At 69.5% G+C, this 13713-nt stretch carries 9 protein-coding genes and 1 tRNA gene; 4 read left to right on the top strand and 6 right to left on the bottom strand.

Going from position 1 to position 13713, the window contains the following annotated elements; genetic code table 11:
* Positions 1-370: 370 nt before the first annotated feature.
* Together LHA26_RS14760 and LHA26_RS14765 are read right to left on the bottom strand one after the other, a co-directional pair.
* Positions 371-874, bottom strand: coding sequence for a Fur family transcriptional regulator (locus LHA26_RS14760; protein ID WP_252166340.1), 504 nt, complete (start codon positions 872-874; stop codon positions 371-373).
* A gap of 70 nt (positions 875-944) precedes the next feature.
* On the bottom strand, positions 945-2918 hold the full coding sequence (locus LHA26_RS14765; protein WP_367890722.1) for a TonB-dependent receptor plug domain-containing protein: 1974 nt from the start codon (positions 2916-2918) through the stop codon (positions 945-947).
* A gap of 639 nt (positions 2919-3557) precedes the next feature.
* On the opposite strand from LHA26_RS14765, the gene LHA26_RS14770 reads away from it, so the two are divergent.
* Together LHA26_RS14770 and LHA26_RS14775 are read left to right on the top strand one after the other, a co-directional pair.
* Complete coding sequence (locus tag LHA26_RS14770; protein WP_252166342.1) at positions 3558-3968, top strand: DUF2946 family protein; 411 nt, start codon at positions 3558-3560, stop codon at positions 3966-3968.
* Positions 3969-4088: 120 nt separating this feature from the next.
* Positions 4089-6098, top strand: a complete 2010-nt coding sequence (locus tag LHA26_RS14775) for a TonB-dependent receptor (protein ID WP_252166343.1) — start codon at positions 4089-4091, stop codon at positions 6096-6098.
* Between the two features lie 792 nt (positions 6099-6890).
* Here the strand turns inward: LHA26_RS14775 and LHA26_RS14780 are convergent.
* Together LHA26_RS14780 and LHA26_RS14785 are read right to left on the bottom strand one after the other, a co-directional pair.
* Positions 6891-6964 (bottom strand) — tRNA-Cys (locus LHA26_RS14780).
* Between the two features lie 118 nt (positions 6965-7082).
* On the bottom strand, positions 7083-7391 hold the full coding sequence (locus tag LHA26_RS14785) for a hypothetical protein (protein ID WP_252166344.1): 309 nt from the start codon (positions 7389-7391) through the stop codon (positions 7083-7085).
* Positions 7392-7566: 175 nt separating this feature from the next.
* On the opposite strand from LHA26_RS14785, the gene LHA26_RS14790 reads away from it, so the two are divergent.
* Entirely contained in the window at positions 7567-10764 is a 3198-nt protein-coding gene (locus tag LHA26_RS14790) for a TRCF domain-containing protein (protein WP_367890723.1), read from the top strand.
* A 3-nt stretch (positions 10765-10767) separates the two neighbouring features.
* Here the strand turns inward: LHA26_RS14790 and LHA26_RS14795 are convergent, their stop codons facing one another.
* Positions 10768-12201 (bottom strand): MFS transporter, encoded by a 1434-nt coding sequence (locus LHA26_RS14795; protein WP_252166345.1) that lies wholly within the window; start codon positions 12199-12201, stop codon positions 10768-10770.
* A complete protein-coding gene (locus LHA26_RS14800; protein WP_252166346.1) occupies positions 12198-13196 on the bottom strand; it encodes an SDR family oxidoreductase in 999 nt (332 codons plus the stop codon). The genes LHA26_RS14795 and LHA26_RS14800 overlap by 4 nt, the downstream gene beginning before the upstream one ends.
* 151 nt (positions 13197-13347) lie before the next feature.
* On the opposite strand from LHA26_RS14800, the gene LHA26_RS14805 reads away from it, so the two are divergent.
* Positions 13348-13704: a CZB domain-containing protein gene (locus LHA26_RS14805; protein ID WP_252166347.1), complete on the top strand. Its 357-nt coding sequence runs from the start codon at positions 13348-13350 to the stop codon at positions 13702-13704.
* The last annotated feature ends 9 nt before the right edge of the window (positions 13705-13713 follow it).

A 13713-nucleotide genomic window follows, 5' to 3' on the forward strand; every position in this document is an offset into this window, starting at 1 on the left:
AAACCTGCCGACCTCCTGATCGATGCCGAAGGAGACGCCGATCCCGAACCCGTCCAGTTAGCTGTGCATGGTCGGCGTTGCCGCGCCGAGACGAGACCGCCATGCGGGAGGAGCATCACCCGGCGAGGCGGTCACGCTAGTCAGAAGCATGTAGAAGCCGAATCCGGCTGCCACCCAGGCGGCCAGCGCCTGTGTCGACCATGCGCCCCGTGACAGCTCCAGTGCTTTGGGCAGAAGGTCCAGAAGGCCGATTCCAAGCACGATCCCCGCGGCCAGGCCAAGAACGACGACAAAGCGCTGCCGCATCCGAAAGGGAGTCCGCCGAGTAGGGTGACGATGCCTGCTGCGGCGCCGAACAGCAAAGGCGGGATCATGGCGTGTGATCTTTCTCGACCCCTGACGCTTCGAAGGCCGGATCACCATCGGAAAGGCCTCTACATTTGGAACAGTGGCCTGTCGCCTCCAGCGCCAGGCCCGTGACTGCAAAAGCTGAATTGTGCATGATGCGCACGAGGCTTCGGTGCTCCACCGGCACAGCAAGCGATGTTGTGCGCCCGCATACCACGCAAATCATCAGAACGGCTTCGGCCTTGTCCCTGATGCGATAGGCCGATCGCGTTTCGACCTTCTGTATGGCGCCGGCCGACACCATGCGGTCAAGCGCCCGGTAGATCGAGGGCATCGGCACACTCAGGCTGCGTACCCGCAGTCCTGCCGCCAGCGAGTAGGCGCTGAGCGGCACGTCATCATCGGCCAGAATGTCGAAGAGCGTGCGTTCCAGCAATGGCCCAGGGACAACCGCCGCCCGTTTGCGGCTGGGCCGTACCGCCTCAGGCGGTTGCGTGCCCATGCGCTCGGCATCCGGGTCTACCATGACGACCTCACGTTAAAAGATGTGGTCAAGGCTGTACGCCGCCACGCTCACGGCGTGGCGGCGGAGAGCGTCAGAAATTGGCGAACTTGAGCACGAAGCGGACGTTCCGACCCGGCAGCACCACCTCATCCTTGTTGAGCGCGGTGGCGGCGCGCTGCACGTCGTTGGTCAAGTTCTGGCCGACGACGGCAAGTTGGATCCCGGGATAAGCCTTGAACGGCCGCAGCGCGATCTGCGCGTTCAGCTGATTGTAGTGCGGGGTCGGCGTGTCGAACGCCCCGAACTTATTCTGCCGGCCGACATACAGGTACAGCAGGCTCGCATCCGCCATCTTGCTCGTGAAGGTAAAGCCGCCGCCAACCCGGTAGGGCGGGATACGCGGCACGTTGCCGCCCTGGGTCAGCGTGGCGCGGGTATAATCCCCGAGCGCGTTCAGCTCGAACTTGCCGCCTCCCGCGGTGTTGAGGAGCGCATAGGACGCCTGCCCCTCAAGGCCCCGGAAACGCGCTCCACCTTGTCGATAATTGAGCTCGCGCAGTTCCTCGCCATCACCGTCGACGCAATTGCCGTCATCGTCGCAGGTGCGCCCGGTCAGGTCGCCGTAGATGTAGTTGTGGAACCAGGTGTAGTAAGCGCTGCCCTCGAAGCGGAACTTGCCGCTATTGACCCGGATCGTACCTTCAAGCGAGTTGGCGCGCTCGACCTTGAGGTTGGGATCGCCGGTCTCGAACGTATTCGGCCCGTCATGCCCGCCCCGCGCGTAAAGCTCGGTCTGAGCGGGCGCGCGCCCCGTGCTCGAGCCGGTCAGACCCAGCTTCACCGTCGACGTCAGATCGAACAGCGCGCCAAGCGACCCGCTCACCGGCGTGAAGCGCGCCTTGTTGAACACGTCATCCGCAGGCGTACCGTTGATTTGCGTATGCTCGACGCGACCCGCGGCCTGGAGCCTCAACCGCGTGGTGAGCGGCATCTCGGCGAAGATGTAACCCGCCTCGCTCTGGGTGAGCGTCGGGAACAGATAGCTCGAGTCGACTCCAAGCGCCGAGAAGCGGCGACGCTGTACCTCGGCACCCACCGCGATGTTGCTGATCGGCCCGATCGGGTTGAGGGTCAGCTCGGTGCGGCCGTCCCATTCCTTGTTCTTGAAGGTCGTGTCGACCTCGCCATCGGGCTCGACTTCCTGGTGCTGATAGTCGGCATAGCTGCCCCAGACGTCCAGCGCCTTCAGCGCGCCCGACGAGATGTCGATATGGTCGCGCGTGATGCCTTTGGTCTGGTGCATCACGATGTGCGTGGTGTCGCTCGGGATGCCGTAATCGGCGTCATAGTGGGTGATGGCAGCACCGAGCTGGGTATCGCCGGTGAAGTAGGAAGCGCCGCCCGACAGGCCGTCGCCGTGGAAATAGCTGTTCTGCTGCGTGCCCAGCGGCGTGTCGTAGTTGTCGGTGTAGCGGTAGAAGGCATCGGCGTGCAGCGCGAAGCCGCCGCCTGCGTTCACGTCCGCCAGGCCCGAGATCTCGGCGCCGTTATTGACGGTGTTGTAGCTCGAGTTGATCTCGCCCTGCACAGGCTGTGTCGGCATGACGGTCGGCACGCGATTGTTGAGCACGTTGACGACGCCGCCGATCGCCTGGCTGCCGTAGCGCAGCGTCGCGGGCCCCCGCACCACTTCGATGGACTGCGCGGAAAGGGGGTCGATCGGCACACCATGGTCGGGCCCGATGTCCGACACGTCCGAGCTGCTGGAGCCGTCCTCGAGCAGGCGGACGCGGTTCGCGTCCATGCCGCGGATGATGGGGCGGCTCGCGCCCGAAGCGAAGTTGGTAGCTGAGATACCCGGCACGTTCTGGAGCGAATCCGCAATGTTGGACCCGCCAGTCGCGAGGATTGTGTTGCGATCGACCTTGGCAACAATGGTGGCGGTATCGGTGCCGAATGGCGAGGCAGTCACGACGATATTCGGGGTCGTGGCAGGCGCCTTGGGCGAGGATTGCTGCGCAAGCGCGGCAGCGGGCAGAAGCGCGGCGATGGCCGCGCCCATCATATATTGAGATCGCATGGTAACTCCGTGAACCTTTGGTCCAGGGCGGCGGCATCGTGCCGCGGACCCGGATGAGGAGGCGTGTCGCCTCCTGCGCCTAACGTTGTCGGTTCAGGAGAGCGGTTGGAGGGCCACGGCCAAGCCAGGCATGAGATCTGTCCTGTCGCGCCCAGAACGCACACGAGAGCAGGAACAAGCAGACGATCGTCGTATCCGGTACCGGCAGCCCGGCTACACAAGGAGAGACGAAATGGCCCGCCTGCACGAGTTCGCGACAGAGCGGGCAGTCGATCGGATCGTCCGCGGGCAAGTGGTTTCTGACGAGGCCGACACGCACGCTTACGCCGGTTCCGGACTGGCTGGTCGATCCGACCCCAGGATGGACGTGCGTCTGAACGACGACGCTCTGCCAGACCAGCATGAGGATCGCGGCAACAGCGACAAGCCAACGCACCGAGCGGCCTTGCGGCCGATCGTAGGTATTCAACGCCCCTTGCACCGTCGCCCTCACTCGCGGAGTGCCCCTTTGCCCGACTAAGTCTCCCAGGTTTCCGGGTTATGATATAATGTTATCTTCCGCAAGCGGCAGAGTGGTCGCGATATTCGGGTGACAGCGGCAAACCGGGAGGATACCCGCTAGTCGTGTTCGCGGTCCGCAACCTTCTGGCGCAACGCCATCTCGCCATGCTGATCTGCGTGGCGACGTTGCTGCTGAAGCTGCTGATCCCGACCGGCTACATGATCGATAACGATCATGGACGTATCGGCATCACCATCTGCTCCGGCGTTGCGCCCAGCGCAGCGATCATGGCCATGCCGGGGATGCAGGGCGGAATGCCCGATCACGGCAATTCGAAGGAGCATGGCAAGGCCGAGATGCCCTGCGCCTTTGCCGGCCTGTCGGCCGCCATGACCGGCGCGATCGATCCCATCCAGCTCGCCGCGCTCATCGCCTTCGTCATGGCGATGCGGCTCATCGTGGCCATGCTGCCGACGCCGGAAGAGCCGGCGCGGCTGCGCCCGCCGCTCCGAGGACCACCCGCCACCCTTTGACCCGTCCTCCGCACGCCGGTCTGCCGGCACGCGCCCATGATCTGCGGCCCTGAGCGCCTCGGTGCCGGGCCGGTCAAAGGTACACTTATGGATCGATCTTACCTGCTGGCAGGAGCCGTCATGCCCTGCCTCTCGCTTGTGTCGCCGGCAGTCGCCCAGACCGCCTCGTCTCCCACATCCGACATCGTGGTCACGGCTACACGCTCCGCTCTCCCCATTACCGACGTGCCTGCCAGCGTCAGCGTCATCACCAGCGAGCAGATCGAGGGCACCCCCGCCCGCACGATCGACGACGTGCTGCGCCGGGTGCCGTCCGTCGATCTCCCGATCGCCAGTACCAACGAGCAGCATCCCACCGATACGATCGTTTCGATGCGGGGCCTGAGCGGCATCCGCTCGCTCGTCCTGCTCGACGGCGTGCCGATCAACGATCCCTTCTTCGGCTACGTCCAGTGGAGCGAGGTGCCCGTGGAGACGGTGGACCGGATCGAGGTCGTTCGCGGCGGCGGCGCCCCCCTATGGGGCAACTACGCCATGGGCGGCGTCATCAACATCCTGACGCGGCCGATCGACAGGACCGGCCTGGTCGCCGAGGCCGCCGGCGGCAGCCGGGGCGCCTATCGCGCCGACGGTCATGCAGCGCTCGCCGGCAACGGCTTCGGCGTCGGGATCGAGGCCGGCGTCAACCACAGCGACGGCTATGTCGAACAGGTGGAAAGCGCTCGCGGCGCGATCACCGTGCCGACCGGCTTCACATCACACACCGCCGCGCTGTCCGGAAACGCCGAGCTGGCGCCCGATCTCAGGGCGCGTGCGCGGGTGAGCTACTACGACAACGATCAGAACTTCCTTACCCGCCTCAACACCAACACGCAGCGGACCTGGCGCTACACCGGCACGCTGACCTGGACACCCGCCGCCGGTGGGACGGTGGAGCTGACCGGCTTCCACAACGACGAGCACTTCGTCACCAACAACCCCGGCACGCCGGACGGGGCAGGGGTCAACGACGCAGAGTACGTCCAGAACCGGCACCGCACGCGCGCCAACGACCGGGGCGCGTCGCTGGTATGGACGCAGACCTTTGAAGGTGCGGTTCGCTCCCTGTCGGCGGGAGCCGACTATCGCGGCGTCCGCGGCAGCGATCATGCGGCGATCTTCGACGAAACCGGCACCCAGCTCCGCACCGATACCGGCTCGGGCAACCAGCGCTTCCTGGGCGGCTATGTTCAGGCGGACGTGCATCCGCTCGATCGGCTGCAACTGCTGCTCAGCGTCCGCTACCAGGATTTCTACAGCTACGATGGCCTCGACAACACGCCGGGCGGGCTCGGCCGCGTCCGGAGCCGGCACGACAACGACGTCGATCCCCGGCTGTCGATCCGCTACCAGCTCCCGGCCGGGTTCGCGCTCCGCGGCGCTGTCTACCGCGCGTTCCGGGCGCCGACGCTCGACAATCTCTACCGGGGCGCATCGGTCCCTGGCTACATCCTCTACAGCAACGCCGCGCTGAAACCGGAGACGCTGGAAGGCGCCGAAGCGGGCTTCGATTTCGATCGAGGCCCGATCCGCTTTCAGGCCACGGCCTACACCAGCCGCATCTCCGACTTCCTCACCTATCGCTATTTGGACCCGGCGACGCTGCCGGCCGGGTTCGACATCGGCGCGCGCCTCATCAACGCCGGTCGCGCGCGCAGCCGCGGGGTGGAAGCGGAGCTGACCTGGCGGCCTACGCCGAAGCTCTCGGCGACCGCGGCCTACACCTATGCGGACTCGATCGTCACCCGGAACCCCGAGGATCCGGCCAGCGTCGGTGTCCAGCAGCCGGGCATTCCGCGCCACAAGGTGAGCGCGGGCGTGGATTGGACCGGCCCCTTCGGCATTAGGGTGTCGCCGCGTGTCCGCTACCTGTCGAGCACCAACGGCGATCCCGACAACATCTACCGGACCGACGCGCACTTCATCGCGGACCTCGCAGCGAGCGCGCCGCTGGGCCACGGCCTGGAGACGTTCGTCCAGATCGAGAACCTGTTCGACCGGCGCTACATCGGCACCAACGACGGCTTCACGGCCCCGCTCTACGGCAAGCCCTTCACGGCCATGGCCGGCTTCCGGCTGAAGCTGGACTAAGCGGCCATTTGAAACGTCCGGACGGCGGGGCATGGCAGCGGTCTGGCAGGAAAGCTCAAGCGTCGGCCTATGGATACCGGCGTCGACATACCTTGCGCCGCGGCTTCAAGATGGGAGAGCAAGGCGCTGTACGTCGGCGAATGAGGGCGGCTGCCGACCGGCTGTTCAATGAAGCTCGGACGGCTGCTCCTGCCAGTACCGGACGCTCGCCCCGATGCGGGGTCGCGCGAGCAAGAACGGGACGCGGACGCGGATCTTCGTCGCTGGAACACCGCATTCGGTGTTGCGGATCGAAGTGCAATCGGGCGACGTGATCACCGTCGCAGCGGGGGCTTTCAGGTTTGAGTTGACGGCAGCAGCCGGCATCGCTTCCTGCCATCTCAACGCCGGCGCTCCGATTAACGAGCTTACGATCTAGTCAGGCAAGCGACCCGCCGCGAGATCCAGACGAGCGAAATGGCGAGGGGGATGTTGTCGCTGCCCGACGATTCCAATCCCAACTTCGTCGCCGTCGAGCCGCCCGAGGTGCGCATCCGCAATGGCGAGGCCGAACGTTCCTGTGTTTCGACGCGGTCATCACGCACCTGGTCTCGCTCCCGGCGCCCAAGCAAGACGTCGACACACTCTCGTCGACGGGCCAACCAGCGCGGGCGCTTGTACAGACGTCCACCATGCGAATGGATAGGCGGCCACCGCCGAATCGGCCTGCCCGAGGCATTCTGTAGCTGGGCGATAGGCGCCTTGCGGTTCTGCAAAGAAGCGCAGCTCTTACCGCAGAGCAGCAAAAGAGAGTGGAGGCCCGAGCCGGAATCGAACCGGCGTGCAAGGATTTGCAGTCCTCTGCGTAACCACTCCGCCATCGGGCCGAGACGGCGCAAATGCGTGGGTTTGCGCCCGCCGTCAAGCGCGACTTGGCGGAGCGGGGCGTTTCCCGTCCGCCCGCCGGCCGCGCGCGCCCCTTGGTGGAGGCGGACGCCGGCGGCGTTACCGGCTGCGCACCGCCTGCGCGCCGGCATCGCGGAAGGCGGCGAAGACCGCTTCTTCCTCATCCTCGTTCATGTCCACCGAGACGAGCAGCGCGCCGGCATAGGCGGCGCCATCGGCGGAGACCTCGGTATCGGCATGGCCCGATTCCGCGTCGGCGCCGGCCGGCGCCTCGCCCGCGCTGTTGGCGCCGCCGGCGGGTTCGATGAAGATATCGCTCCGCGCCACGCCATAATCCTGGACGAGATGCTCCACCGCCAATTCCACCGCGCGGCGATCCGGAAAGGTGCCGATGATCGTCTTGCCCATATTGTCCCCTCCGCGGACGGGCGGAAATGCCGCCCGGTCGGAGCGACAAACGGGTCGCGGATCGGCCCGTTCCGCCGATGATAAATACCGGTAGAATCAAAGCCCTGACCGAGGAGATGCGGAACAGGCCGGAGCCCCGCCCGTTCGCCCGGCCCTAGGCGTTGGAGGGTTTGACGTGGCAGAGGGCGGGGGCGGGCGTGGCGTGACGGACCGGACGGCGGAGGCGGAGGGCGCGGCGTCGCCGCCCGAGATCGCGGCGATCGCGGCGGCGCTGGCCGGGGCGCTCACCAAAAGCGACATGATCTTCCTCGCGGGCGACGAGATGCGGGCCCAGGCGCTGGCGGCGGCGCTGCCGATCGCGGCGCCGGACTCGCTGGTGCTCTTCTGCCCGGGCTCGGACGCGCTGCCCGGCGAAGCCGCGCCGGCCTCGCCCGCCAATGTCGGCCAGCGTGTCGCCGCGCTCCACCGGCTCCGCGCCACGCTTGCCACCAGGCACCGGCCGCATGTCGCGCTGATCAGCACGGGCGAGGCCTGCGCCCGCCTCTATCCGCCGCCGGACGCCTATGCCCCGGCACCGCCGCGCGTGACGCAGGCGGCCGAGATTGCGCTCGAGACGCTCGCCGAGGCGCTCGCCGAGCTTGGCTACCAAGCCGATGAGCGGGTCGACGAGCCCGGCGAGATGGCGCTGCGCGGCCAGGTGCTGGATGTCTATCCCGCCGATGCCGGCCAGCCCTATCGCATCGAGGCGGGATCGGGGCGGATCACCGCCATCCGCGCCTATGATCCGCTCAGCCAGCGCACCACCGAGCCGGTCGACCAGCTCGAACTGGGCCGCGCCTGCGATCCGCCGGTGCCGGCCGAGGGGGTGGGGCTGATCGCGCATCTGCCGGGCGCGGCGCTGATGATCGAGCCCGCGGCGGAGCGGCGGCGGCAGCGTCTGCTCGCGCTCGCCGCCGATGGCGCGCGCCGGAGCAATCGGCGCGCGCTCGCCGCCATGCTGGACGAGCCGGCCTGGCAGGCCCTGCGGGCAGACCGCGAGGTGGTGCCGCTGCCGGTGCCGGGCGATCCGCCGCCGCGCTTCGTCGAGGCCAAGGCGCCGCTGCGCGCCTTCAAGGCCATGGTGCGGGGCGCGCGCGCGGAGGGGCTGAGGCTGGCGCTGCTCGGCCATCCGCGCGACCTGCGCTTCCTGCGCCGCCGGCTGGAGGCGAGCCTGGGCGAGGCGCCGGCGGAGGCCGAGGGTTGGGCGCAGATCGCGGCGGCGCCGCCGGCGGCCTTTTGCGCGCTGCCGCTTCCCGCCGAGCGCGGCTTCCGCCTCGACGGGGTGCTCGCCATCGCCGCCGCCGATCTGCTCGGCAGCCGCGCGCGGCGCGGCGAGGCGGCGATCGGCCTCGACGCGCTCGCGCTCGCCGATCCCGGCGAGATGGCGCTGGGCGATGTGGTGGTGCACGAGGATCACGGCGTCGCGCTGCTCGACGGCGTGGTGCCGCTGCCCGACGGCGCGGGTGATGCGATCGCGCTGCGCCACGCCGGCGACAATCGGCGCCTCGTGCCCGTCGCCGAGGCGGATCGGCTGTGGCGCTATGGCGGCGATGCCGAGGCGGTGACGCTGGACACGCTGGATGGGGCGAGCTGGCGCAAGCGACGCGGCGCGATCGATCAGGCGATCGGCGAGACGGCGCGGCACCTGATCGCGCGGGCCGAGGCGCGCGCCGCCGAGACCGCGCCGGTGCTGGCGCCGGACAGCGCCGAGTATGAGCGCTTTGCCAGCGGCTTCGCCTTTAGCGAGACGCCGGACCAGAGCCGCGCTATCGAGGCGGTGCGCCATGATCTGGCCAGCGGCCGGCCGATGGATCGGCTGGTGGTGGGCGATGTCGGCTTCGGCAAGACGGAAGTGGCGCTGCGCGCGGCGGCGATGGCGGCGCTCGCCGGCTGGCAGGTGGCGGTGGCCGCGCCCACCACGGTACTGGTGCGCCAGCATCTGGAGACGTTCCGGACGCGCTTCGCGCCGCTCGGCCTGCGCGTGGAGGGGCTGTCGCGCCTGTCCAGCCCGGCCGAGCGCCGCGCGGTGCGCGCCGGGCTGCAATCGGGCGAGATCCGGATCGTCGTCGGCACGGGCGCGGTCGCGGCCAAGGGCATCGCCTATGACCGGCCGGCGCTGGTGATCGTGGATGAGGAGCAGCGCTTCGGCGCGGCCGACAAGGAGCGGCTTCGCCAGCTCGGCGCGGGCCATGTCCTGACGCTCACCGCGACGCCGATCCCGCGCACGCTGCAGGGCGCGCTGGTCGGGCTGCGCCAGCTGTCGGTAATCGCCACGCCCCCCGCGCGCCGCCAGCCGGTGCGCACCACGCTTGCCGCCTTCACCCCCGCGCTGGCGCGCGCGGCGCTGCTGCGCGAGGCGGCGCGCGGCGGCCAGAGCTTCGTCGTCGTGCCGCGCATCGCGGATCTCGCGCCGCTCGCGGCCGAACTCGCCAAGCTGGTGCCCGAGCTTTCGCTCGTGCAGGCGCATGGCAAGATGCCGGCGGCGGCGATCGACGAGGCGATGGTCGGCTTCGCGGCGGGCGAGGGCGATGTGCTGCTCGCCACCAACATCATCGAGGCCGGGCTGGACGTGCCGCGCGCCAACACCATGCTGATCTGGCGCGCCGATCGCTTCGGGCTGGCGCAGCTGCACCAGCTGCGCGGCCGGGTGGGGCGGGGCGGAAGAAGAGGCCAGGTGCTGCTGCTGACCGAGGCCGAGGGACGGGTGGCGCCCGCCACGGTCAAGCGGCTGCGCACGCTGGAGGCGCTCGACCGGCTCGGCGCCGGTTTCGCGATCAGCGCGCGCGATCTCGACATGCGGGGCGCGGGCGATCTGATCGGCGAGGAGCAGGCCGGCCATATGAAGCTGATCGGCATCGATCTCTACCAGCATCTTCTGGCCGGCGCGCTGCGCGCCGCGCGCGGCGAGCCGGTCGATCGCTGGACGCCGGAGCTGATGGTCGAGACCGAAGGCTGTTTCCCCGAGGCCTGGGTGCCCGAGGCGGATCTGCGCGTCTCGCTCTACGCCCGGCTGGCGCGGATCGAGACGGCGGCCGCGCTCGACGGGTTCGAGGCGGAGCTGGAGGACCGTTTCGGTCCGCCGCCGCCCGAGGCGGTGGCGCTGCTCGGCCTGGCGCGGCTTCGCCTCGCGGCGCGCGCGCTGGGCATTCAGCGGATCGACGCCGGCCCGGCCGCGATCGCGCTGACGCCGCGGCCCGGCGTGACGCTGGCCGCGCCCGCGCTCAGCGCCAGCAAGGGCCGGCTGCTGCTCGCCGAGGCGATCGCGGATCCCGCGGCGCGGCTGGCGCGGGTGGCGTCGCTGCTCGCCGAGCTGGAGGAGGCGGAGGGCGGCTGAGCCTCACGCCGCCGACAGCGGCGCGGCGATATCCTCCAGCGCCTTGTTCTCGGCATCGATGCCCAGCCGCCATTCGGTGAAGGCGGCGACGAGCAGCAGCAGCGCCGCGCCGCCATAGCCCAACGCCAGCGGGGTCGCCGCGCCGGTCGCGATCAGCCGGCCGAACAGCCAGGGCGCGGTGCTGCCACCGATCAGCGTGCCGAGCGCGTAGAAGACGGCGATCGCCAGCGCCCGCGTCTCGAGCGGGAAGATCTCGCTCGCGGTCAGATAGGCCGAGCTGGCCGCCGCCGAGGCGAAGAAGAAGATCGCGATCCACGCCGCCGTCTGGCTGATCGCGGACAGCGCGCCGGTGGCGAACAGCGCGGCGGTGGCGGCGAGCAGCAGCGCCGAGACGAGGAAGGTGCCCGCGATCATGCGGCGCCGGCCGATCCGATCGAAGAACGGGCCGAGCAGCAGCGGGCCGAGGAAATTGCCGAGCGCGAGCGGCAGCAGATAGAGGCCGATGCGCTGGTCCGCGATGCCGTAGAAGCGGGTCAGCACCAGCCCATAGGTGAAGAAAACCGCGTTGAACAGAAAGGCCTGCGCGATCATCAGCACCAGCGCGAGCAGGCTGCGCGCGCGGTGGGTGCCCAACATGGCGGCGAAGATCGGGCGGAAGCCGAAGCGGCGGCGCGGCCGCACCCGCAGCCGGCCCTCGGCGCGGGCGAGCGGCTGGCCGGTGGCTTGGGCGACGCGGCGTTCGATGCCGGCGACGATCGTCTCGGCCTCGTCGGCGCGGCCATGGGTGAGCAGCCAGCGCGGGCTTTCGGGCACATAGCGCCGCAGAACGAGGATCGACAGGCCGAGCGCGCCGCCAATGCCGAAGCCCAGCCGCCAGCCGAGATCGAGCGGGAGGCGCGTGGGATCGAGCAGCAGCGGCGTGGCCGCCGCGCCCAGCGCCGCGCCGAGCCAGAAGCTGCCATTGACCAGCAGATCGATCCGCCCGCGCAGCCGCGCCGGGATCAGCTCGTCGATCGCGGAATTGATCGCGGCATATTCGCCGCCGATGCCGAGCCCGGTGACGAGCCGGAACAGGCCGAAGCTCGCCGGCCCCCAGGCGCAGGCGCTGGCCAGCACCCCGGCCAGGTACAGGAGCAGCGTCGCGTAGAAGACGGGGCGGCGGCCGACGCGATCGGTCAGCCAGCCAAAGCCGAGCGCGCCGATCACCGCGCCGGCCACGTAGAGCGACGCCATCAGCCCGACCTGCGCGGTGCCGAGGCCGAGCGTTTCGGGCCGTTGCAGCAGCGGCCCGATCGCACCGACGATCGTCACCTCGAGCCCGTCCAGCACCCAGGTGACGCCGAGCGCGACGATCACCAGCAGATGGAAGCGGCTCCAGGGCAGCCGGTCGAGCCTTGCGGGGATGTCCGTCTCGATCGTCGGCAGATCGCCGCTCATGCGGCCGACCGCCGCCGCGCGAGCAGCGCCAGCCCGGCCCCGGCCAGCGCCGCCGCCGCTGTCGCCGCGACGCCGCGATGGGTGGTGAGCCAGAGCTGCGGGCTGTGCCGCCGCGCCTCGCGATCGAACCGGCCATGCGCGCCATGATCGCCCGGCACCGGCCGCCAGAGATTGTCCTGCCGATCGGGCACCACGCGCGCCTTGTCCTGCTGGCCGGCGATGCCGGTGGCGCCCAGATAGCGATCGAGCAGCGAGGAGGCGAGCCGATCGCCCCAGATCGCCATCACCGTGGGCGCCCCCACCAGGATCTGCTTGCGGCGGTGATGCGCGGCATAATGGATCGCCTCGGCGGCGATTTCCGGCTGGTAGGGCGGGCTAGCGGGGCGCGGCCGGCGCGGCATGTCCGTCTTGATCCAGTCGAATTGCGGCGTGTTGACGCCGGGCAGCTGGACCATGGCGACATGGACGCGGCTCTTGGCGTGAAACAGCTCGGCGCGCAGCGAATCCTGGAAGCCCTGGATCGCGTGCTTGGCGGCGCAATAGGCGGTCTGCAGCGGGATCCCGCGATAGGCGAGCGCCGATCCGGTGAGCACGATATGGCCGCGATCGCGCGGCAACATGTGCTTCAGCGCCGCGCGCACGCCATGGACCTGGCCCATATAGGTGACATCGGTGGCGCGAGCATAATCGGCCGGATCGATATCCGTGAAGGGCGCGAGGATGCCGGCGAAGGCGACGTTGATCCAGATGTCGATCGGGCCGAGCTCGGCCTCGGCGCGCGCCGCCGCCGCCTCCACCGCCGCGCCGTCCGCCACGTCGCAGGGCAGCACCAGCGCCACGCCGCCGGCGGCCTCGATCTCGCGCGCGGTCGCCTCAAGCCCGTCCCGGCCGCGTGCGATCAGCGCGATCCGTGCCTTGTCGCGGGCGAAGCGGCGCGCCACCGCGCGGCCCACTCCGGCCGAAGCTCCTGTGATTACAACCGTTTCGACGCGCATCCCGGTTCTCCTGCTGCACCGGGCATAACGGCCGGGGCCGGTGCGGGGTTCGCCGGCCGCCACCGGCCGTGCAGGTAATGCTCCGGATAGCGCACGTTACGCGATCGACAGGCTTTGGCGGCGATGCTGCGCCCGAAGAGCGGAGGCGCAGATGGATTTCGAAGAGGTGGCGCACAGCCATTCGCAGTGGAAGGTGCGGTTCCGCACCGCCATCTACCGCAAGGAGCGGCTCGACGCGGCGGTGATCGGCCGCGACGATTGCTGCCTGATCGGCCGATGGCTCTATGGCGAGGGCGCGCAGCGCTTCGGCGCCAGCCCCGCCTTCCGCCAGGCGCGAGACAGGCATCGCGCCTTCCATCGCGAGGCGGGCGCGGTGGCGGCGCTGATCAACGCCGGACGCTTCGCCGAGGCGGAGGCGGCGCTCGGCAACGGCACGCCCTATGCCAATGCCTCGACCGAAGTCGTCACCGCGCTCGGCGCGCTGCGGCGGCTGGTGCCGGCGGGCTGAGCGCACGCT

It is taken from the genome of Sphingomonas morindae (genome assembly GCF_023822065.1).
Classification (GTDB): domain Bacteria; phylum Pseudomonadota; class Alphaproteobacteria; order Sphingomonadales; family Sphingomonadaceae; genus Solisphingomonas; species Solisphingomonas morindae.